We start from the raw sequence: 20,759 nt of genomic DNA, 5'->3' as shown, positions 1-20,759 counted from the left end.
TCCGGGCCCTGGGTGCGGGGACCGTAAGACGTTCGATGCATCTTCCATGACCGGGAGTTACAGCGAATCTCTGGCCCTGTCTCACTTGGCCTCATCCACTTCCAGGCGCGTTACTACGACCCCGACATCGGCCGCTTCACCCAGCCCGACCCCTCTGGCCAGGAATAAAACCCCTACCTCTACGCCGCAGGCGACCCCGTCAACCGCATCGACCCCGTCGGGCTGGGCAACTCACCTCTCGAGTATGTGGACTTCGCGCTCGGTGCTGTGGGCGCTGCGGCCGGCGTTGTCGGTCTTGTTGCCGCATCTCCTGTGGGGGTAGGGGGCGCAGCAGGAGTGGGCGCGGCTGTCGGCATCGCCTTGGTGGTTGAAGGTGCTGCCTGTCTCATTCCATCCGCACACTGCCGAACTCGCGTTGAGGGAGTACAAGTCATGCAGACGCTGGCGAATGCGCTGATCGCGGGTAGCGGAGGCGCTCTGGCGGTCTTCCTGATCCTCTTCATGCACAGTGAGACGGGAAGCGACAGGAAGACGACGTTCAGAGCGGCAGGACTGACTGCTGCGGTGCTCCTTCTCGCGAGTCTGGTCTTCAGCCTGATCGTATGAGAGCTGCCCCGCCATTGCAGGCGGGCACGCGACGGTGACTCGGGCACCTGTGGTTCTTCCCCGTAGGACGGCCGTGCCTGCCGCGCATCGTGGAGCACGAGCTCGCGGACATCGAACGAGGCGATTCCCGCACCTTCGTCATCATGGCCCCGCTCCAGGCCGGACTCATCGTGGCGAGTGCGGTACTGCCCTCTCTCCCGTACGCCGAGGCCGCGATCCTCACGGTGCTCGCCGCGTGCACCGCCTGGCCCTGGTGGGCCGAGCTGGCCTGCGGCAGCGCCGCTGCCCGGCGCTGCGGCCGCGCCACCTCAGCAACGGCCCTGTCCCAGCTACTGGCCGGCCAGGGCATGCCGCTGCTCACGCGGCTGCTGCAGCTGTCCGCCACGCTGCGTACGCACCCGCCGCTGCGGCTGCGCCGCTCGTGGACCCGGACCGTCCCGTGGGCCGGAGCACGCTGAGCCGTACTGCCGGGGCACGGCGGATCAGAGATCGAGGACAGCGCGGAGCGCCTGGTCGACGCGGGACATCACGGCCGGGTCCACGGTGCCGCGGCGAGTGGCGCCGGCGAAGCGCGCGGTGCGCAACTGCTGCAGGTTCACCGCGACGGCCGTGCAGGCGACGGGGTCGTCGATGACGACGGACATGGCGGTGTCGGGGTAGCGGCCGGGCGCGTGCAGCACGATCGCGAGGATGGCGCCGTACGCCTCGTCGAGGCCGGTGAGCGAGACGACCAGGACGTCGCGGCCGTCGGGCAGGGTCCAGATCTCCCCGCGCTTGATCTCCGAGGTCACAGAGTGTCGCCCTCGCCCACGCCAGTGGCCCCGGCGCCAGCCTCTTCGGATGTGCACCTGCCGCGAGCGCTTCAGCCTCGCCCCTCTCCCGGACCGGCCCGGACTGGCAGAACCCCGCGACGTCTAGCCGGCCCTACGACCCCTCGGGTCCTTCGCTCCGGGGCCCGAGGAGGACCCGGCCGCCCTCCGCCCCGTGCCCTGACGGGGGCGGCCGGAGCCAGCACAAAGTGACGAAAGGCCGGCCCTGGACCGCGGACGGATCACCGGTGAGTGCTGGCTGTGGTGCGAGCGCACCGGCGTGGCTCGGCCCGGTGCAGTGGGGCGGACAGCACGCCCCGCTCCACAGCAGCGCACCGTGCCTTCGCCGTCTGGAGACGAAGGCCGCGCACTACTTCCTCACCCGCAAGCCCTCGCACACCCGATAAGTGGGCGGCGCGGGGTGTGCGGCGGGGCACGGAGCTGCCCGGGCCGCGGACCATCGGGCCCAGTTGTATTGCGGCATCGGACCGCTGACTCTCCGCAGCACCCGTCTGGCCGACCTGGTCAACACTGGTAACAACGCAGCGAGCGTTGCCAGCGCCCCGTCTGGTCGCCAGCACCACGCACATGCAGCCGCCCCGCCTCGACCGCCTTCAGCACCGGTTGCGCCGCGCCTCCTGGATTTCTCGCCTGTGCTGCGCATCGCGCTTCTCAGCGCGGCGCCGGGAGCGCGCCACCAAAGGCCCCAAAAGCGCATAGAGAACTCCATAGAGCACACATCGAACTGCGAAGTCCCAGCCCCACGAACGGTCTACCACCAGCGTCACAACGGCGGCCACTACGACTCCTGCTGCCACCGCCGCGCCGATCCGCTTCCACCATCGCTCCATGATGGGCCGATACCCCGCTGTTCATTGATCACTAACAGACGGAGCACGTCCACGTCCGTAACCCGCACGGCGAACGGACAGGCCCCTACCAGCGCATGTCGAGGTCGTTGAGGTCTGCCCGCCTCGCATCGGTGAGTTTTTCAGCCCGCCGTCGTGTGTTGGCGATCCACATGCCCAGATCGACCAGGACAGTCCCCTCAGGGGTGGTCTCGCGTCCCGAAGCGGCGGGTCCGGCCGCCTCTACGGGCAGCTCCTCGACGTGTTTCCGTGACACGTTGAGGTGTCCTTCGCGCGCGTGGTACTGCCGAGCCGCGGACATGTTGAGCAACCACTTGTGGTCCTGGGTCCGGCGTACGGGCCGCTCGTCCTCGCTCGCCGGTTCGAGTCCGAGGACGTTCGCCAGCAGCCACGCCTGCGCGGTCGACAGCTGCTCCCACCCGTACCGCTGCGCCTGCATCCAGCGTCCGAGGTCCTCACCCTGGACGACGACGTCACCCGGCCCGCTCGGCAGGCCGCCACCGCCGGCGAGGTGGATCCGTACAAGGCGGAAGGCGCGCTGCCAGGCGAGGTCCCAGGCAGCCGGACACCACTCGGCATCGATCTCTTCCAAGGCCTCGCGGCGCGCGTCGGGAAGCGCCCCGGTCTCCGGGCCGACGGGTTCGCCGGCCGCACGCCGCCCCTCGATCGCGTCGGCCAGCTTCGCGGCGGCGCGTTGGGTCTTGGCCCAGTTCCCGACCGGATACCCGTTCCACACCGCGGTGAGTGGCGGCAGGAAGTGCCCGTGCACCTCGGCCCACTCCCGGGCGGCGGTGAGGCCTTCGTCGAAGGCGAGGTCCCGATGTGACCAGACCATGCCGAGCTCGTCCAACTTCGCTGCCCGGTTGGTGTCGAGGCGTCCGGCCTTGTGGGCGGTGCGCTGGGTCTTGAGCCACACCCCGAGCGGGAACCCGCCCGGCGCCCACTCCGCCGGGGTGACGTAGTCGTACGCCACCTTCAACGACCCGCCCCCGGTCTCTTTCACGTACCGGGCCGCGGCCTCGATCCCACGCCGCCAGTACGCACCCTCCGGCTCCAACACCCGCAACTGAACGAACCGCGCCAACTGCGCCGGATCCCGCGGCGCAGAGAACTTCAACAGCTCCCGCGCCCCACGACTGACCGGATCCGGCACCTCGCCGCCCTCCAGACCCTCGCTGTCATCCTGAAATTCATCCTCGACACCGACGTCCGCACCCTCGTCAACGCTCTCGTCCTCCCAACCCCCCGTGCGTGGGCGGGAGTCGGCGAGTGCTTCGATCACGTCAGCGTCGTGAGCACGCAACGCTTCCAAGATCTTCGCCAGGCCGCTGTAGGCGTCGGAGGTGAGCATTTCGTCGATATTCTCGTCCTCACCGAGAAATACCGGAACGATGAGCGAGGCGACTTTCCCCTGCCCCGGTTTCATGCGCAGAGCCCGCCCGACCATTTGTACGATATCGACCATGGACCCGCGCACGTCACCGAATGCAATGGAGTCCGCGATGGTATCGACGCCTTCACCAAGCACCTTCACCGACGCCAAAACCCGCAACGCCGCGGGCAACAGCACCCGCTCCCCGGCCCGCTCCGCAGGCCGCGCATCGTCGTCTCCGGGGCCGGCCTGGTGCTCGATGACGTCGGAGGCGAACTCTTCCAGCACGGCCTGCCGGTGGGCCGTCGCATGCGCGCCGTGCAGCCACGAGGCCCACACCCGCCGCGGCTCCGGATAGGTGCGCGGGTCGTCCTCCCACAACCGCGCCGCCGCGCCGCGGATGCCTTCGGCCATGGCTTCGGCCTCGACGACACGGGAGTGGAAGGTGAGCAGCTTGCGGACGCTCTCCTGCGCGGCCGCGGTCAGGAACCCGGCCTGTAACGCCGCCAGGCGCGCCCCTCGCACCCGCTCCGTCCCCGACCCGAGCTGGACCCGCTGCCCGTGCTCCGGGTCGCGGATGTCCACGCACACGACCTGATACGGGGCAACCAGACCGCGCCCGATGGCCTCCGAGAGCGTCAGCTTGTACGCGACGGGCCCGAAGATGGGGGAGTCCTCGCTCATACTCGCGACGACCCGCGGCACTGCGGTCCCTTCGGCGGTCTGCCACACCCGCGGCGTCGCCGTCATGTACAACCGCCGAGCAGCAGGAATCCGCTGCTGATCGTGCACAGCCGCCCACGCCTTCAACCCGTCCCCACTCGTGCGGTGGGCTTCGTCGACGACCACCAGGTCGAAAGCCGGCATGCCTGCCGCGTGCGCCTTCGCCAGGACCCCGACCGACGCGTACGTGCCGAACACCGTCACCACATCCAGGTCCTGGGTCCATGCCAGGAGCTCAGCGGCATCCGTCGTGCACGGCACCCCCTGCGAGTCGGCGGCCGGCAGGGAGCAAACTCCGAGCATCGCCCCGGTACGGCCACCGTCACGCCGCCACGCGGCCGCGGTCTGCACGAGCAGACTCAGCGTCGGCACCAGCACCAACACCCGCCGCGCACCGAGCCTGTGGGCGGTGGCGGCCGCGATGAGCGTCTTACCGGAACCGGTGGCCGCGATGCACTGACACCGCAGCCCCGCAGGCGGCAGATGCCCGTCCACGGGCGCCTGAAGGGCCCGCAGGATCCCATCGACCGCCTCCATGATGGGCGTCGTTGGTTTTTCAGCGGTGTGGCGTCATGGGTTTTCAGTGCTGGTTGCGGGGTCTGGGCTGGGGGTTTGGGGGTTGGTGAGTGGTGTCGGGTGTCGTTTTCGCGGTGAAGTCTGCTGTCGCTTTCCGGTGTTGTTGTGGTGTCGCCTTTGTAGGCGGGCGGGGTTTGATCGTGCTGGCGTAGCGCTATGGCCTGCGGGTTGTGGTCGGAACGGCAGCTGATTCAGCCGTTCGTGTGGGGTGGTTCGGCGGGTCGGTATGACGTGCCGACGGCATGGACATTCCCTCGTTCCAGGCGTTCGGAGGGGCCGGGGGTGGGGATGCCGAACGGGATGATGCCGCGGGCTGTGGGGCGCGAAGCGGCAATGGTCCGGCTGATGGCGCTGGATGGCCGTGAGGAGGTAACGACCGCGCACGTCCGTGCTGTTGCGGAGGGACGGTTCACCTCGGTTGCGCGGCCGGGGACGTCGGTCCCGGATGATCTGCGGGCGCGGATGGCGATGTGGGGTGGAAACGTCGCCGCGGTACACCGTGAGTTGAGCGCCGAGGCAGCCGCCGCTGGAGGTACTGCTCCCTCGCTGAGGTCGCTGCAGCGGGCGGTGCGCCAAGAGCTGTCGGCGGGGGAGCGGGCGGGGTTGCGGTCGGGGGAGGCCGCGCGTCGTGGGTTTGATGTCTATGGCAAGCGTCCACCGACTTTCCGGAACGCGTGTTGGGAGGGGGACCACAAGCGGGTCCCGGTCCAGGTCCGCCTCGATGAGCAGACGGTATGTCCATGGGTGACGTGGTTCATCGATGTCGCCACGAAAGCCATCGTGGGCGTGGCTGTTACACCGCATCAGCCGGGCCGGGACGCGGTACTGGCAGCGCTGCGGACGGGCATCAGCCGCACCACTCCGTACGGGCCGTTCGGGGGCCTGCCGGCCCGGGTCCGCGTCGACCGGGGCAAGGAGTTCTTGTGCCGCACCGTGTACCGGGCCCTGGGCGTGTTCGCTGTCGCGGTCGACGACCTCCCGGCCTACACCCCCTACCGGAAGGGAACGATCGAAGGGCTCAACGGTGCAGTTGAGCGGATGCTGTTCGTCTCCATGCCGGGCTACACCCGCCGCGCCCGGGCCGCCGAAGCCTACCAGCCCGAGCGGCCCGAGGACCTCCTGCCCTTCGAGGACTTCGTTGAGGCACTACTCGACTGGGTCTCCTGGTGGAACACCGAGCACCACCCCCGCGGCCTGACCGGCGGCCGCACCCCGCAGCAGGCCTGGGACGCGGACCCGGCACCCATCGAGGTCGTCCCCGAGGAGCATCTGGCGTTCTTCGCGCTGGAGGACGACGGGCGGGTCAGGAAGATCACGACGAACGGGGTGTCCTGGCGGCGCCGCCCCTACATCGCCCCCTGGATGACCGGTCAGGTCGGCACGCCGGTCAGGCTGCGCTACCTGCCGCACTACGACGGCACGGTGGAAGTGTTCGCCGCCACCGGAAACGGCCAGCACCTGGGCACCGCCTACCTTGCCGAGGCTGCCACACGAGCCCAGCAGCGCGCGCTGGCCACGATCCGCACCAGGAAGGCCCAAGCCCTGAGGGCGGACTTGAGGGCAGCGGAGAAACGGCGCCGCCCCCGCTACACCGCCACCACGACGCCGGCCACGCCCGGGCGCCGGCGCACCCAGACCACCGGTGACGCGCAAGCAGAGATCAACCAGGCGCAGACCACCGACCTGGCCGCCCGCGCGCTGCCGGATCTGATCCCGCCCCGTGAGCCGCCTGCGACCTGGGCCCGCCCCCGCAAGCGGCCGCCGTCCTCCGACGCAGGCCTGTCGGCCAAGATGCCTTCCGAGCATGAGGAGTCATGCACGATCACCAGTTCACCCCGGCGGGGACGACTTCCCGCCCCGCAGGAGGATCACTTCATGCGCCTGCCCGGCGCCCAGGTGGTCTCCACTCGCGCCCTGCTGACCGCGCGGGAGAACATCCGCAGCGCGGTCGAGTCCCGCGCGATGATCTGCATCTACGGATCTGCAGGCAACGGCAAATCGTTCGCCGTCAACGCCTGCCTGCGCGAACTCGCGCCCACCCTCACCCGGCGGATCCAGTTCCGCGCCCGCCCCTCCACCCGGGACCTGCGCCACGAGCTGTTCCACGCCCTGGGCCTGCCCGGCCGCCCACCGGCCCATCCGATCGAGTTCGACCGCATGTTCCGCGCGGCCCTGCAGGAACCACGGGTGCTGGTGTGTGACGAGGCGCAGTGGCTGTCGAAGCTGTGTTTCGAGTACCTGCGCTACCTGTGGGACGACACCGAATCCGACCTCACCATCGTCTTCACCGGTGGCAATGGCTGCTTCGAGATGCTGCAGAGCGAGCCCATGCTCGAATCCCGCGTCTACGCCTGGCAGGAGATCACCCGGATGCCCCTGGACGAGATCCTGGACGTGGTCCCGGCCTTCCACCCGCTGTGGGACGACGCGGACCCGGACCTGATCGCCCTGTGCGACGAGGAAGCCGCCCACGGAAACTTCCGCGCCTGGGCCAAGATCACCCGCCACCTCACCACCGGCCTGCGCGAAAGCGGCCGCACCCGCATCGACGAAGAACTCCTCCGCTGGGCCTACAGCAAACTCCGCACCCGCCAGGCCGCCTGACCATGCTCACCTGCCCCCACCCGCCCCCGATCACCCTCGTCATGGACCCGCACGACGACGTCACCCACACCCGCGCGGCTCTCGCCGCCCACGATCCCGCCCACGGCCGCATCACCGTCCACCCCACCCCCGGCACCAACTCCACCCTCGCGCTCGCCTACGACATCCTCGCCGCCCTCGGCAAACCCGTTCCCCTGACCGGCTACCGCACCCTGGACACCCAGCCGGCCTGGACGCTGTGCGCCGCGTGGATCCTCGCTCTGCCCATCACCTCCCTGACCGTCCTGCGCACCCATCTCCTGAGCCCCCGCGCCCTCACCGAACTCCTCACCCTGCGCACCCGAACCGGCCTGCACCTCGCCATGGTCTGCCACAAACACCACAGCACCGCCCTGGAACGGACCCTGCGACACACAGACCACTTCCTGGCAGACGCCGAGGCGACCCTCTCCCTGCGAAAGGACAACGACACCGAAGAACCCCCCGCCACCCCAGCCCACCCCTCGCAGCACTGGATCAACCTGCCATCCCTCACCCCCCTGAACTGCGCCTACACCAGCAACCACTGCGCCTGCCGGGCACCGGCACCCCACGTATCCCGCCACGATCAAAGGCGCATCACCCAACGCCTGCACGCCGCAACCGCACATCCCCACCTCGCAGCCAAACTGGCCACCGCCTGCTTCGCGGCCGCCACAATGCCCCAACTCAGCGGTGTCCGCATTGCCGACATCGCCATAGACGGCACCACCCTGACCCTTCACGACCGAACCCAGCCCTACGACCCCTACGTGACCCACCGCGTTCCGCACTGGGCCCAGGTCTTCCTGCGCGCTGCGGCATACACCCACTACCTCACCACAGCACGAAGAAGCGACTTCCTGTTCACCGACCCGCTCGGCTGCACCTCGCTGCCGCCTCTCACCGACTTCGCCGAGGACTGCCGCCTGCGCCCGCCTCAGCCCCCGCCCGCCAAACGCCGCAAGAACGCACGCCCCACGCCGCCGCCACCGACCGTGTGGCCGAGGTGTACGCCAACCCCACCGGCTGATGCTCGGCGTTGGTTCTTCAGCGGGTCGGCATCAGGTCTGCAGTGAGGGTCCGGCCGGTGTCCCGCCCTACCGAATCGCGTACGGCCCGACGCCCGCGAACCACGGGCCGGGCATCACCAGCGCATGCCGAGTTGGTCGAGTGCCGTGCGTCGCTCTGGGGACAGCCGGTCGGCGCGTCTGCGGGTGTTGGCGGTCCACATGCCCAGGTCGAGACTCCGGGCCGCTCCGAGGTTTCCTTGCCAGCGTCAACCGCATCCAGCAGCGGGAGCGGGAACAACTCGCCAAGGGCGAGACCTACAAGATCCGAGTCCACGTCTCCCTCGTGACAGCCCGGAATGCGCCGGCGCATGAACGCGCGGTCCGCAGTCTGAAAGAGTGGGGCCTGATGGTCTTTCTCGGCGGCATAGAGAAGAGTGCGATCATGGGCGTCCTCAAGCCACACATCTTCTTCGATGATCAGGTCGGGCACCTCGCCAGCACTTCGGGTAGTACGCCCAGCGTGCACGTCCCCTTCGGCAAGATCAACGAATGATCCCGCCGGGGGCGTACGCGCCGTTCTCCCAATGACGACCACTGACGTCGCCAGGGCCGTAGAAGCTCCCCGGTCGAGTACCCCCAGCGCCTGGCGCTGGCCGTAACCGCCATGCCTCACGGCTCGGGCTCCGTCGCAAGTAATGCCGCCTGCCCATATGTGCGTTGGTGCGCGATGGTTCTGGGGCGGCGACGAACGTGCGCGGTGGTCTACTGGGGGATTTGTGGTCCGCTGCGCCGTGGCTGACCCCGCAACGTGGCCCGCTACCTCGTGCAGCGCCTCAACTGGCAGGGCCGCGGCACCTGCGTCGAGTTCCACCCCCTCAACCAGTCCCAGGTCGGGCGCCCCCTCCAGCGTGACGTCTCCTTCCGCACCCTGAACGTGCGGCACTGGGACCGGATGGTCGAAGCGTGGGCAGCCGGCGACGGCCGGGCGATGGACAGGGTCTGGTTCGACGACATCACCGCCGACCTCGGCTCCTACGAGTACGTCATGAACATCGGCTTCGCCGCCTGAGCCCTGGACATGACCGTCACGGAGCAGTGATCACGTCCTGTGGGACAGTGACGACGGATCGGACTGAATTGCGCTCTTGCGACGGTCAATCAGCGCCAAGAGACCGGCTCTTCGAGCATGCGATTCATCGCCCCTGGCCCGAATCCAGGGATCCTCTCCAGGAGAGACACACGGCGGTGAAGAACTTTGTGAGTCAGAGCACGAACGTCTTGTTCTGACCGCGACCCTGGCCGGTGCGGCCGTTTACTTCAAAACGGTCGCCCAGCCCGTCAGCCGGCTATGACGCTGATCTCTATGAGTTCCCATTCATGGCGTGTGCTGCTGTCCCCGATTACCAGCTGGAGGGCGGCCTGGGCCGTCTACCGCAGCAGGCGCGGCATCTCCTTCGACGCCGCCTGGCGTCAGGCACGCCTGGCCAGACACCCGGACGAGCTGGTCTACCGGCAGTGGGGGCACATGGCGCCAGACTTACCTGCCCGGCCCACGGGAGTGGAACAGGAGAAAGGGAAAGGGGGCGAATCGCGCCCGCCCCACGCCGGCTGACCCCCGAGGGAATAACCCGCGGGTGAGAAAGAAGGGACAGATGAAACGTGTGTGACTGACGAGATGAACCACCTTTCGGTCATCTTTTCCGACAGCCGATCTCGGCCGCGTCGGGCAGGTGAGAATTTCAAGCATTGCCGAAACCGGCCGTACACCAGGGGGAGTTCATGACAGACCTCGGCGCCTTGTCCGCCATGCTCGGCGCAGGACTGCCGGCCACCTTCACGTTCCTCTACCAGCGCCTGGACAACCTGCTCAACCGGCGCGCAGCACCCGAAACGGAGCTGGACGGCCACGAGGTGCTGCGCGGCGAACTGAGCCTGCCGCTCACCGCCGACGAGACCGAGCTCACCAACCGGCTCGGCGACCTGGACCGACTGCGCGACCTGCTGCACGTCTACCGGCGGCACCCGCAGACAGTGGACATCACCGACACCGGACTGCTGCGCCTGCTGGGCGAACTGCGAGGCAATCTCGAAGAGATCTACGGACAACGCCTGACGTTCGCGGGCGAGGAAGACCGGGAGCCCTCGGGGAGCTACGCACATCAGAAGAGCCAGACCGTGCGCGGCAAGATGACCGGGATCGACACCGACACCGCAGACGGCAATCTGCAATCCATCCAGGACTTCACCACGGTCGAGAAGACCGGCGACGTCGTCGGGATCCGAATCCGCGGCGGGAGGAACACGCCCGGTTCCTTTCGCTGATCTGCCACGCCCCATTCCCGGCCGGCCCCGAGGAGAGTCCTTCGCGATGTCCAAACCCTCATCCGACCAGCACCAACCGCCCGCCGCCGACGACCACCTCGCAGGTCCACGGAGCGCCGACCCCGCGGCCCCGGGCACCTCCAACGGCACGCCGCTGGCCACTGCATCTTCGGCCGCCCCTACCGGACCGGCGGGTTTCCCGGACGAGGCCGCCTTCCACCCTGACGCAGGCCCCCCACGCGCCGAGTCCTACGCCGCATGGCGCTCGCTTCAGCGCATCGGCACCAACAACGGGCTCGCGATCGGCACGCTCATCCAGCAGAGCATTAACAGGCTGCGCGGCATCCCGCTCACGAGGAAAGAGATCGACGACTGTCTGCGCACCTATGTCGGGCACCTCGACGACGAGACCGCGATCACAAAGATCCTCGATGATCGGCGGATCGTCGTCCTGACCGGCGGGGACGGCAGCGGCCGCTTCACCACCGCACTGCAGATGCTGCGGCCCCGGGTGGGAGACACCATCCGCCAGGTCAGCCGAGAACCCGGTGCCCCTTTCGACGTCGCCGGACTGACCGAGGAGCGCACGGGCTGGATCCTGGACATGCGGGCCGAAATGCCGCACACAGGCTTCGGCCGTGAACTCAAACACAACAGCGACGAGTTGCCCGAGGGAGCGTTCCTGGTCGTGCTGATGAGCGTGACCGCCTGGACCAGGTGCGGCCAGAACACAGAAGGCCTGGCGCACGAGATCACCGGACCACCTCCCGCGGAGATCCTGGCCAAGCTCCTCGAATCCGCACCGCTCCTCGTCGACCACGGCACATGGACCGATCACCCCGCCATCACCGGAGGGATCAAGAACCTGCTGCCGGGACAGGTCGCCGCCTGGGCCGGTGCCATCGTCGCCACCGAGGAGGTCGAGCGCGACGCGGGCCGACTCACCGAAGCAACTGCACACGACCGCAAATACATTGACCGACTCGCAGGTGGCATCGTCAAAGCGGCAGAGAACTGGCGCGGCACGCTCCTGGCCTGGCACAACAAGCACCAAAACAGTGACTACCGCAACTTCCTGCTGGCGGCCGCAGTCCTGGAAGGAGCGACCTCGCAGAGCGTCTACGAGGCCTCCGCCAGCCTGGCCGACGACTTCGACGAGGACCCCGCCCCGCGCCCCGGCCAAAAGGGCCTGGGCGTCATCGCGCTGGCCGACGCCGCCGACGCCGATCTGCTGCCGGACGGCACAATCCGCTTTCGGCACCACAACAAGGCCGAAGCGGTCGTCGACTACTTCCTCGACGACCGCCCCCACCTGCTCAAGCAGTTCACCACCTGGACCGCCGCCCAAGTCGGCAGTCTCGAGGCCGCCCAGGCCGCCCGCCTCCTCGCACAGCGGGTCAGCCACTGGACCGTGCGCTACACCGCCCGGCACCGCACCGTGCGGCTGTTGAAAGAACTCGGCGAGCAGTGGTCCTCCACGCAGCAGCAGGCAGCCTGCGACATGCTCGTGCTGGCCGCCCTCGACGAGCACGCCGGAACCCTCGTGCGCAACGCCCTGCGCAGATGGGCCCGAGGCGAAGCCGGAACGCTCAGCGACCCCTTCATCATCGTGCTCGTACAAGCCTGCCGCCGTCTGATCGACGTCCACCCCACCAGCATGCTCAGCCGCCTCACCGAACTGGCCTCCTCCACCATCACCGCCGACGGTGCCCGCAGCGACGAAGTCACCGAAACCATCAGCCAGACACTGAACACCCTGTGGGACCAGGACGGCCAACGCCGTGCCATCCGCAGGCAGCTCAACCAGTGGGCAGACGCCACGAACCGGTCTCAGCAGCAAGCCGCGCGCGACACCTTCACCCACCTCGCTCAACGCCGCGGCCCCACCGGCCCCTCCCTCCTGACCGACACGGACCGTGACCTCACCTGGCTCGCCGGCATGTGGCGCAACGGCCTGCCCACGCACGGCGAACCGCCGCACAGCGTGATCGAGGCCTTCGGCCACTGGATGCAGGCCGCCCTGGAACACCCTTCCCTGACCGACACCATCGAGCAGATCTTCCGCCAAGCCGTGCACGCGAACCACGACCCCTACTACAGCGGCAGCCGCCTCGTCGCCATGCAAAAGCTTCTCTTCAGCTGGGCCCCCACACCGGCGCCCACACACCAGGTCGGAGAAGCACTGCACCTGCGCGACCGCTACCTCGAAGCCCTGCAGAAGCAGGATCCCGCCGCGCCGCCGGAGCCCCATGCGCCGCAGAGCTAATCCTGCCGGCTGGCCAACACCGCGCACCGGCTCTCTCACCCCCACCGGCCACCCGCTGCCGAGCAGCACGCCCGGCTACCGCTTCGACGCCCACCTCGAGGGGCGCTGGGAGGAAACACCCAGCGCCCGCCCCCACCACAACCCCGGCCAGGCGGCCCTGCACCACGTCCTGACCCTCGCCCGCCCCGTCACCGGCGTCTATCCGCTCACCGACGTCCTCGCCGCACAGGCCCACCTCAACACCGTGCTGGGGACCGCCCACGACCTCGCGGACACTCCCGTTCGCCTCCTGTGGGCCGACGTCCGGCTCACCGTGAACGAGCCGGACCGTGCCGCAGCCACCGCACTGCAACGACGTCAATACGACGAGGCCCTGCACGCACAGGCCCAGCGCCAACGTCTGCAGGCGGCACGGGAACTCCACGAACAGCTCGTCACCACACCGACGCTGGCCTTGGCCTACTGGCTCACCCAACACCCCGACTCCGCCAAGGACAGCATCCACACCCTCGAGGAGCTCACCCGCCAGATCACGGCCTACGCCCCGGACAACGCCTGGGTCCAGGTCGCACACGTCCTGCAGAGCTTCGTGCACGACCTCGCGGCCGACCAGCGCGAGAACCTCGTGCGAAGCCTCGCCCAGATCGTCCTGCGCTACGATCAGCCCGATCTGGCCCAGCAGTTGCAGCACACCGCAGCCGGTCTCGCGACCACGAACGGCCAGGGGCCGGCTCCCCGTGCGCCGTGAGCTCAGGGCTCCGCGAGGGAGGGCGTGCGGGGGCATGTGCCGACCTCGTGGCAGCGGCCCGACTCGGCACCGGGCCGACCGGACCGGCGCAGCCATCCCGGCTGAGCCCGTCAGGGCGGGTACGCCGGTTGGTGAGGGTCCCGGATCCGTCCGTGGCGGCCCGGAAGAGGCAGGCCATACCCGGGGTTCGGACTTCGAGGGGCGCTCGGCATCCGCCGGGTGACCTTCTCGTGGATCCGCCCCACGGCAGCGAAGGCCGGCCAGGTGCGGCGTGCTGCGGGGGCGGATGCCTGGGACACCCACGGGGCGTGCAGGACGCCGCGGCTGCGTCACCGCCCGGACCGCTGAGACGGGCCTCCGGCGGGAAGGGCGGGCGCAACTCGTGTGATCTGCTCGAGTGCCAGAGGCGCCGCCCATCGAGTCAACCCTCATGCGCAGCTTGAGTGATTCCTCGGCGAGGACGTGGCAGAGCCGCTTCGCGCCGTAGCGGCGCTGCAGGTCGGCGACGCACTGGAAGCGGTTCACCAGCGCGTCTCCCCGGCGAAATATTTGGCCGCCTTTCGCAGGATCTCGCGTTCCTCCTCCAGCTCGCGGATCGTCTTCCGCAAGGCCGCGTTCTCCGCCTCCAGCGGTTGTGGCGGCTGGGCCGCCTCCGGCGTCCTCGTGGACGGCTTGCTCCAGCAGTCCTCACCCAGTTCCGCAAGATCACCCTCACCGACCTGGTCAACCGCAAAGCCATCACTATCCGCCAACTCCAGCTCCGCGACGCCCAACCCGCCCACCCCGCAGCCCGCGAGGCGCTCACCCGATGGACGGACACCAGCCCCCTGCGCCGCGCGGTAGCAGCGGCGCTCGCCCACCTCGAAGCCACCCACGCCCCCGACTCGATCTACCTGCACGGAGAGGCCGTCACCGGCAGCCGCTACACCGACACGACATGGCAGACCTGCATCGGACTCGGCTGGCGCCACTACACGGGCATCGCCCGTCGCCTGCGGGAGGGCACTGACTGGTACGAGATCGTCCGCCCCACACGGGCCCAGCGCCTGCACACCCTCCACATCACGGCCCAGGACCGCTCCGCACTGCCCCAGTGGTGACCCCGCCCGGCAGCGCCGATGTGCTGCCGGGCAGCCAGCTGGGCGTGGGAATTCAGACACTGAAACCCCGCGGGAGGACTGTGACGGGCGAGGGTCCTTGGGCGTGTCACGCACCCGGCGGGCACACGGTGGTGTATGTAGATCCGAAGCCCCGCGGCTGCAGGCGCCGGGCGGGGAGCATGGGATCGGGGGTGGATCGTGGCAAACGGGGCTTTCGAGGAATTGCAGGCTGGCGGCGAGCTCGGGCCAGCCACGTTTGAGCTGTTGCTGCGGCTGGTCCACCAGGTGCGCCGAGCCTCCGGTTTTCCGCCCCCGGAAGGGCACACGGCCTGGAACGACGACGCGGCCTACGAGGTGATCGGTGCGATGTTGTCCCAAGAGGGCGCGGGGCGACGGTTCGTGACTATCTGCTTTGTCCAGGCCGCTGACGAGGCATCCCTGGAGCGATTGTTCCTCGCCTCCATCAAGAACTTCCTCATCGATGAAGCGAAGAAGACGCCGCGGGGAAAGCTCCGCCGCCGCATCGCCCGCTTGATGAACGAGGACACGGCCTATCGAAAGAGCAGCGGTTCACCGCCGCGCTGGGCGCTGGGCCATCACACCGAAGGAGCCGTGTGGCAGGGAGATCTCGACGATCTCATCGCACAGGCGGCACGCGTGACGGGCGTCGGGATCACCCGCTGGAACCACTCCGGCCCCACTCCGAAGCAGACAGTAGATGCCCTCAAGACCATTCTCCAGCACGTGCTCCAGTACGCTCAGGGAGCGGTTCGGGAGGAAGACCTCGCCAAGGTCCTCGAGACTCGGTTCGAACTCCTGGCACCGGCCCGCTTCACCGGGCTGTACGCCGATGAAGGGACCGTCTCCGAACTCGTCGACCAGCATGCAGCTATCACCGCACCGGACCCCACGGGCGTCGGCGGAGTGGCCGAGGACATCTGGCAGCGCCTCTCACTCAACGAACGCCGACTGCTTCCCTACCTCGACGAGGACGCCCATCATGCGGCGCAGCTGCTGGAGATCCGGCAAACCCATGCTGCTGCCGTCCTGGCGAACCTCAAGGAAACCCTCCGCACTGCCCTATCCGCGAACAGTGACCCCCACGCGGTCATGGCCGCCCTGCTGCTGCGCTGCGACGATGCTCCTTCGTGAGCAGCCCCAGTTACGTCGTCTGGATCCAGTGAGAAGAGAATGCGCTGATGGACCGCAGCCGAGGAGACGGGGGAGACGGTATGAGCTCTGTCCACGCCACTGCCTACCAACGGCTGGTGGCCGCCGCGGCGGGACTGAAAGTGCCCGACGCCGTCCGCCAGGTGGCCACCGCACCACCCCAGGACCCGCAACCGGGCCAGATCTGGCGCGCAGTATGGGAAGACACCATCCAGCTGCTGCTGATCACGGCAGCGAGTGACGACGACACCCTGCGCGCCGTGACGGCTTCCTTCGAACGGTATGCCGATGCCGACACCCTGCTCCTGCCCGCTCAGGCGACCACCCTGGAACAGCCGCTCGCCCTGTGGTGGGGCCTGGAGACCACTGTGCCGTGGTGTGTGCTGGACCGGCAGGTCAGCGAGCTGACCAGCCGCCCCGACAACCTCACCGCCCATACGCTCGCCAACACAGTGACCGGCGCCCAGTGGGGGAACCGTATCGTCTTGTCCGCAGCGGCAGATGAATACCGTGCCGTTCTCACCGGCCACCTTGAGGTCCTCGGCTCCGCGCGGTGGGCTCCGCAAGGAGCGGGTGGTCTCGCCGAGCTCCTCGGTGAGCATGGAATCACCGTCAAGCAGCTCGCGGCCGAACTGAAACTGCCGCCCCCTCTGGCACTGGACGTGTGGCGGGGCCAGCAGCCCCTCACCGCCGATCAAGCCGCCGCGCTCGCCGCGCTCCTCGGCCAGCCCGCCGCCCGCTTCCTCGACGCCAACCCCGCCCTGCCACCCGCCGTCGTCCACGAACTCAACCGACCCCTGCGACGCAGCCAGGTCAAGAAGCTCGCCGCCCAGCACGACGAGACCGAACACGCCGCCCGTCTGCGCGCCGCCTATGGCGTCTACACACTCGCAGCACGCGACGACAACCGCACCCAGCCGAACTGGACCGCACGCACCGACCGCTACTTCGAACTGCGCCTGGACGACTAGAGGAGAGGGGCTACCCCGAGTGGTCAACTACGTGCTCGCTAGCGCCGCCCGCGCCCAGGCTGCCGCCATGATCACAGAACTCGAAACGGCCCGCCCCGGCGCCGTCGAGCTCCTGGCACAAGACACCCTCGCAGAACTGCGGACCTGGCCCGAACTCACCGTCAAAGACGTCCCCGAGAACGAGGCAGCCCAAGGCTGCAGTGTTGCCGGCGCGTACGACTCCGGCCCCCCACCCCGCCTGTCCGTCGCCACCTCCAACAGCCACGCACGGCGCGACTTCACCGCCCTGCACGAACTCGGCCACCACCTGCAGAAGAACAGCTTCGACCTCATGGAGCCCTTCAGTAGGGAAGCCGACCGCGGCGTCCTTCTCGAAGATGCCGCCTGCGACGCCTTCGCCGCCCAGATCCTGCTTCCCGCACACCTCGTCGACCAGCACCTGGACGCCAAAGGGCCCACCGCCGCAGCGATCACCGAACTGTGGCAGGCGAGCAACGCCTCCCGCATGGCCGTCTGCGTGCGAGCGGCCCAGCGCCTCCCCGCGCCAGGGCACATCCTCCTCATCGACACCACAGGACACCTCGCCTTCGCCGCATCCCACGGCCTCCCGCCCCTGCGACGCGGCAGCTTCCAAGGCGACACAGCCGTCATCGACCGCGCACTTACCGGCCCCGGCCACGCACAGGGGCTGACCCAGGTCCGCTACCGCGACGACATCCTCGGACGGGAACTGCACACCGACACCGCGCCCATGGACGGCTACCTCGTCGCCGTCCTCGTCACCGACTCCGCCCCCTGGCGCGCCTTCACCCGGCCCACCCGCGACACCGGCCCTAACGCACGCGACTACATCTGCGCGAACTGCGACGAGGAGTACCGCTCCTTCGAGCCCGCCTGCGCAAGCTGCCGGGTCCCTCCGTGCCCCGAATGCGGCAGCTGCGCCTGCTCACCTCGCGTCACTGATCGCCTCTGCACAGGCTGCTTCATCCGGCACCCGCCCGCGATGTTCCGCGCAGGCAGCGACCGCTGTCTCGACTGCGATTGACGCTTCACCACCCCCTCTGTACCACGCTCACCGCTACCCGCGAGTTACGTCGTCTGTACCAGGCGAAGCACCCCACTCAGGGGGGCTCACGGAACCCGGGCGCCGGCCGCGGGCGCCGTCGGTACCTCGCCGGCAGGAACAGAACGATGGCTATCCAGATCACCGCAGTGCGCCTGTCGCCCGGCGGCACCGCACACCAACACATCACCCACCTGTGGTGGACCAACCAGACGTCCGGCAAGACCGGCGAAAGCACCCGGGCGCAGGTCGTCGACTGGATCGAGAACCAGTCCGGCAAGGCATACACCAGCGACCGAAACGGACACCGCACGGAAGTCGCCGTGGTGACGCCCGCCCGAGGTGAGAAGCACCTGCGGACCCACGCCGATGGCGTGTGGACCAACAACCTCCTTGCCCTTCCCCGGCGCTAATTCGCCACAGCTCCATGGCTGTCCGGCGCGCCACTCCCTTGCGGCGGCCCGCCGGACGCTCGCCCGCCCGGGCACCTCCGGGCAGACACACGACTCTTCCCTTAGGAGAACTCATGCCTCAGGACAACCATGGCCCCGCGCCCGTCACGATCATCGTCAATGCCCGCCCCCACACCTGGGAGGCGAAGGACATCACCTACGAGCAGGTCGTCGGCCTCGCCTACCCCGGCCAGCAACCCAACGACCAGGACACCTACACCGTCCGCTACAGCCGCGGCCACGACGGCCACGGAGCGGGCAGCCTCACCGCAGGCCACGACGTCCGAGTGAAGAAGGGGATGGTCTTCGATGTCTACCGCACTTCTCGATCGTGACCCCGACCTCTCCCGCCTCCTCGACGACGGCTACGACGTCACCCTCGTCGCCGGCCACATCATCGTCCGGATCCCGTACGTCACCGAGAACCGCACCGTCGAGCACGGCTTCCTCGCCCACCCGGCCACTGTCGCCGGAGACCGCCTCGTCTCCGGCACCGACCACCGCATCTGGTTCGGCGGCTCCACTCCCTGCGACGAGCACGGCCGCCCCTTGACTCTCACCAATCCGGAAACACGGGCGATCACCGAGGACATGCAGGCGAACTTCATGCTGTCCAGCAAGCCCCCGGACGGCTACCCCGACCAGTACACGAAGATCACCGCATACGTGCGGATCGTCACCGACCACGCCCGCGCCCTCGATTCCTCGGCAACGCCCACCCCCGGCGCCGCGTGGCAGGAGCTTGACGACGACAGCCCCTTCGCCTACCGCGACACCGCCACCTCCCGCGCCGGCATCACGGCCATCAATCGACGCTTCCGAGGACAGCGCATCGCGATCATCGGTCTCGGCGGCAGCGGAAGCTACATCCTCGACCAGGTCGCCAAGACCGAGGTCGACTCCATCCTCCTCATCGACGGCGACACCTTCGACAACCACAACGCCTTCCGCGCGCCCGGCGCCCCCACCCTCGACACGCTCCGCGAACGCCCCTACAAGGCCGCCTACTTCGCCTCGGTCTATGCCAACATGCACCGCGGCGTGACCAGCTGCGCGCAGTACCTCGACGAGGACAACCTCGATCTCCTCGAAGAGGCGACGTTCGTCTTCCTTGCCTCCGACGACGCCGCCGGCAAGCCGTCCATCATCAACTGGCTCGAAGCCCGCGACGTGCCGTTCATCGACGTCGGCATGGGAATCGAAGAGATCGACGGCCACCTCAGTGGTCTTCTCCGCGTCACCACCAGTCTTCCCGGCCGCCGCGACGACGCCCGTCGGCGAATTCCCCGGCCCGCACCGGAACGTGACGCCTACGCAAGCAACATTCAGACCGCGGACCTCAACGCGCTCAACGCCGTCCTGGCCGCCATCCGCTGGAAGCGCATCCTCGGCATCTATGCCGACGCCACCGACGAGAGCCACACCACGTACTCACTGAACCCTTTTCATCCTGCTGCTGAGCTGGCCTGATGCAGGACTACGACGGCGTGGACGGTGGCGGTGATGCGGGTGGTCGAGCATCGGAGTTTGCGCAGGAGTCGCCAGGTTTTGAGGGTAGCCATGGCTCGTTCGACGAGGGCCCGGATCTTGGCTTGAGAGCGGTTCACAGCCTGTTGACCTGCTGAGAGTGTGCTCCACCGGCCGCGAAAGGGAACCCGAATCGTTCCCTGGGCTCCCTGGTAGCCCTTGTCAGCCCAGCAGGTGATGCCTGCCTGATCGAGAGCGTTGACGATGCCGTGTTCACGGGCCGCGCGCACATCGTGGACTGCGCCAGGTAATGCCGGCGAAGCCCACAGCAGTTCACCGAACGGACCCGCGATGACCTGCACGTTTATGCCGTGCTTGTGGTGCTTCCCCGAGTAGAACGGGCGGTCGGCGGCGATCCGGTCGATGGCCAAGAGTGTCCCGTCGAGCAGCACGTACGCCTTCATCGACGCCGCCCGGACTGCCTGCGCGAGCGTCGGTGCGAGTGTGGCCAGCAGGTCGACGGCCTCGGTCACGTAGCGGTAGACCGTACTCGTCCCGACCCGGAATCCCGCCGCGAGCTGGGCATACGTTGTTGCGTTCCGAAGGTGCG

The 20,759-nt window shown here is 68.6% G+C and carries 18 protein-coding genes and 3 pseudogenes; 17 read left to right on the top strand and 4 right to left on the bottom strand.

Annotated features, from left to right (window positions below):
* Positions 1 to 39: 39 nt before the first annotated feature.
* The 3 genes from G3I40_RS48120 (at position 40) to G3I40_RS11445 (ending at position 1,064) form a co-directional block, all read left to right on the top strand.
* Positions 40 to 168 carry an RHS repeat-associated core domain-containing protein gene (locus G3I40_RS48120; RefSeq protein ID WP_343244897.1) on the top strand — a complete coding sequence of 43 codons (129 nt, stop codon included), beginning with the start codon at positions 40 to 42 and terminating at the stop codon, positions 166 to 168.
* A 264-nt stretch (positions 169 to 432) separates the two neighbouring features.
* Entirely contained in the window at positions 433 to 606 is a 174-nt protein-coding gene (locus tag G3I40_RS11450) for a hypothetical protein (protein WP_164302055.1), read from the top strand.
* Between the two features lie 89 nt (positions 607 to 695).
* The gene (locus G3I40_RS11445) at positions 696 to 1,064 is read left to right on the top strand and encodes a hypothetical protein (protein ID WP_164302054.1); all 369 of its coding nucleotides are present in this window, start codon (positions 696 to 698) and stop codon (positions 1,062 to 1,064) included.
* Positions 1,065 to 1,088: 24 nt separating this feature from the next.
* Here the strand turns inward: G3I40_RS11445 and G3I40_RS11440 are convergent, their stop codons facing one another.
* Together G3I40_RS11440 and G3I40_RS11435 are read right to left on the bottom strand one after the other, a co-directional pair.
* On the bottom strand, positions 1,089 to 1,397 hold the full coding sequence (locus G3I40_RS11440; RefSeq protein ID WP_343244896.1) for a hypothetical protein: 309 nt from the start codon (positions 1,395 to 1,397) through the stop codon (positions 1,089 to 1,091).
* Between the two features lie 954 nt (positions 1,398 to 2,351).
* Entirely contained in the window at positions 2,352 to 4,916 is a 2,565-nt protein-coding gene (locus tag G3I40_RS11435; RefSeq protein ID WP_203643859.1) for a DEAD/DEAH box helicase, read from the bottom strand.
* A gap of 783 nt (positions 4,917 to 5,699) precedes the next feature.
* Between G3I40_RS11435 and G3I40_RS11425 the strand changes: the two genes are divergently transcribed.
* From G3I40_RS11425 to G3I40_RS11395, 7 genes and pseudogenes are all read left to right on the top strand, one after another.
* On the top strand, positions 5,700 to 7,559 hold the full coding sequence (locus tag G3I40_RS11425) for an AAA family ATPase (protein WP_343244895.1): 1,860 nt from the start codon (positions 5,700 to 5,702) through the stop codon (positions 7,557 to 7,559).
* Between the two features lie 2 nt (positions 7,560 to 7,561).
* The gene (locus G3I40_RS11420) at positions 7,562 to 8,656 is read left to right on the top strand and encodes a hypothetical protein (protein WP_164302053.1); all 1,095 of its coding nucleotides are present in this window, start codon (positions 7,562 to 7,564) and stop codon (positions 8,654 to 8,656) included.
* 166 nt (positions 8,657 to 8,822) lie between these two features.
* A pseudogene (locus G3I40_RS11415) lies at positions 8,823 to 9,143 on the top strand (5'-nucleotidase); the annotation flags it as partial.
* Positions 9,144 to 9,395: 252 nt separating this feature from the next.
* Positions 9,396 to 9,659: pseudogene (locus tag G3I40_RS11410) on the top strand (transcriptional regulator); the annotation flags it as partial.
* A gap of 710 nt (positions 9,660 to 10,369) precedes the next feature.
* On the top strand, positions 10,370 to 10,912 hold the full coding sequence (locus G3I40_RS11405) for a hypothetical protein (protein WP_239091667.1): 543 nt from the start codon (positions 10,370 to 10,372) through the stop codon (positions 10,910 to 10,912).
* Positions 10,913 to 10,958: 46 nt separating this feature from the next.
* Entirely contained in the window at positions 10,959 to 13,178 is a 2,220-nt protein-coding gene (locus G3I40_RS11400) for a hypothetical protein (RefSeq protein WP_164302052.1), read from the top strand.
* Positions 13,162 to 13,926, top strand: coding sequence for a hypothetical protein (locus G3I40_RS11395; protein WP_164302051.1), 765 nt, complete (start codon positions 13,162 to 13,164; stop codon positions 13,924 to 13,926). The genes G3I40_RS11400 and G3I40_RS11395 overlap by 17 nt, the downstream gene beginning before the upstream one ends.
* A 456-nt stretch (positions 13,927 to 14,382) precedes the next feature.
* Here G3I40_RS11395 and G3I40_RS47045 read toward each other — a convergent pair.
* Positions 14,383 to 14,555 (bottom strand): annotated as a pseudogene (locus G3I40_RS47045) (IS3 family transposase); the annotation flags it as partial.
* A gap of 3 nt (positions 14,556 to 14,558) precedes the next feature.
* On the opposite strand from G3I40_RS47045, the gene G3I40_RS11390 reads away from it, so the two are divergent.
* The 7 genes from G3I40_RS11390 (at position 14,559) to G3I40_RS11360 (ending at position 20,152) form a co-directional block, all read left to right on the top strand.
* Complete coding sequence (locus G3I40_RS11390; protein WP_164302050.1) at positions 14,559 to 15,026, top strand: hypothetical protein; 468 nt, start codon at positions 14,559 to 14,561, stop codon at positions 15,024 to 15,026.
* A gap of 198 nt (positions 15,027 to 15,224) precedes the next feature.
* Positions 15,225 to 16,178, top strand: coding sequence for a hypothetical protein (locus G3I40_RS11385; RefSeq protein ID WP_164302049.1), 954 nt, complete (start codon positions 15,225 to 15,227; stop codon positions 16,176 to 16,178).
* Between the two features lie 80 nt (positions 16,179 to 16,258).
* Entirely contained in the window at positions 16,259 to 17,167 is a 909-nt protein-coding gene (locus tag G3I40_RS11380; RefSeq protein WP_239091666.1) for a hypothetical protein, read from the top strand.
* 67 nt (positions 17,168 to 17,234) lie between these two features.
* Positions 17,235 to 18,212, top strand: a complete 978-nt coding sequence (locus G3I40_RS11375) for an ImmA/IrrE family metallo-endopeptidase (RefSeq protein WP_203643858.1) — start codon at positions 17,235 to 17,237, stop codon at positions 18,210 to 18,212.
* 146 nt (positions 18,213 to 18,358) lie between these two features.
* A complete protein-coding gene (locus G3I40_RS11370) occupies positions 18,359 to 18,643 on the top strand; it encodes a DUF3892 domain-containing protein (protein WP_164302046.1) in 285 nt (94 codons plus the stop codon).
* A 113-nt stretch (positions 18,644 to 18,756) separates the two neighbouring features.
* Positions 18,757 to 19,017, top strand: a complete 261-nt coding sequence (locus G3I40_RS11365) for a multiubiquitin domain-containing protein (RefSeq protein WP_164302045.1) — start codon at positions 18,757 to 18,759, stop codon at positions 19,015 to 19,017.
* Positions 18,992 to 20,152, top strand: a complete 1,161-nt coding sequence (locus tag G3I40_RS11360) for a ThiF family adenylyltransferase (protein WP_164302044.1) — start codon at positions 18,992 to 18,994, stop codon at positions 20,150 to 20,152. Before G3I40_RS11365 ends, G3I40_RS11360 begins: the two co-directional genes overlap by 26 nt.
* Here G3I40_RS11360 and G3I40_RS11355 read toward each other — a convergent pair.
* On the bottom strand, positions 20,128 to 20,759 hold a 632-nt coding region (locus G3I40_RS11355; protein WP_164302043.1), incomplete at its 5' end, for a transposase family protein. The genes G3I40_RS11360 and G3I40_RS11355 overlap by 25 nt on opposite strands.

The organism is Streptomyces sp. SID14478, assembly GCF_010548525.1.
In the GTDB taxonomy this organism is placed as follows: Bacteria; Actinomycetota; Actinomycetes; order Streptomycetales; family Streptomycetaceae; genus Streptomyces.
The sequence above is the reverse complement of the archived record's forward strand: the minus strand, read 5'-3'. Positions and strand labels throughout refer to the sequence as shown.

What these genes read in the sequence shown, in the direction of transcription:
- G3I40_RS11395 (WP_164302051.1), top strand. Translation starts at nt 13,162, where the DNA reads ATGCGCCGCAGAGCTAATCCTGCCGGCTGGCCAACACCGCGCACCGGC.
- G3I40_RS11380 (WP_239091666.1), top strand. Translation starts at nt 16,259, where the DNA reads ATGAGCTCTGTCCACGCCACTGCCTACCAACGGCTGGTGGCCGCCGCG.
- G3I40_RS11435 (WP_203643859.1), bottom strand. Translation starts at nt 4,916, where the DNA reads ATGGAGGCGGTCGATGGGATCCTGCGGGCCCTTCAGGCGCCCGTGGAC.
- G3I40_RS11375 (WP_203643858.1), top strand. Translation starts at nt 17,235, where the DNA reads ATGATCACAGAACTCGAAACGGCCCGCCCCGGCGCCGTCGAGCTCCTG.
- G3I40_RS11360 (WP_164302044.1), top strand. Translation starts at nt 18,992, where the DNA reads ATGTCTACCGCACTTCTCGATCGTGACCCCGACCTCTCCCGCCTCCTC.
- G3I40_RS11370 (WP_164302046.1), top strand. Translation starts at nt 18,359, where the DNA reads ATGGCTATCCAGATCACCGCAGTGCGCCTGTCGCCCGGCGGCACCGCA.
- G3I40_RS11365 (WP_164302045.1), top strand. Translation starts at nt 18,757, where the DNA reads ATGCCTCAGGACAACCATGGCCCCGCGCCCGTCACGATCATCGTCAAT.
- G3I40_RS11400 (WP_164302052.1), top strand. Translation starts at nt 10,959, where the DNA reads ATGTCCAAACCCTCATCCGACCAGCACCAACCGCCCGCCGCCGACGAC.
- G3I40_RS11405 (WP_239091667.1), top strand. Translation starts at nt 10,370, where the DNA reads ATGACAGACCTCGGCGCCTTGTCCGCCATGCTCGGCGCAGGACTGCCG.
- G3I40_RS11450 (WP_164302055.1), top strand. Translation starts at nt 433, where the DNA reads ATGCAGACGCTGGCGAATGCGCTGATCGCGGGTAGCGGAGGCGCTCTG.
- G3I40_RS11420 (WP_164302053.1), top strand. Translation starts at nt 7,562, where the DNA reads ATGCTCACCTGCCCCCACCCGCCCCCGATCACCCTCGTCATGGACCCG.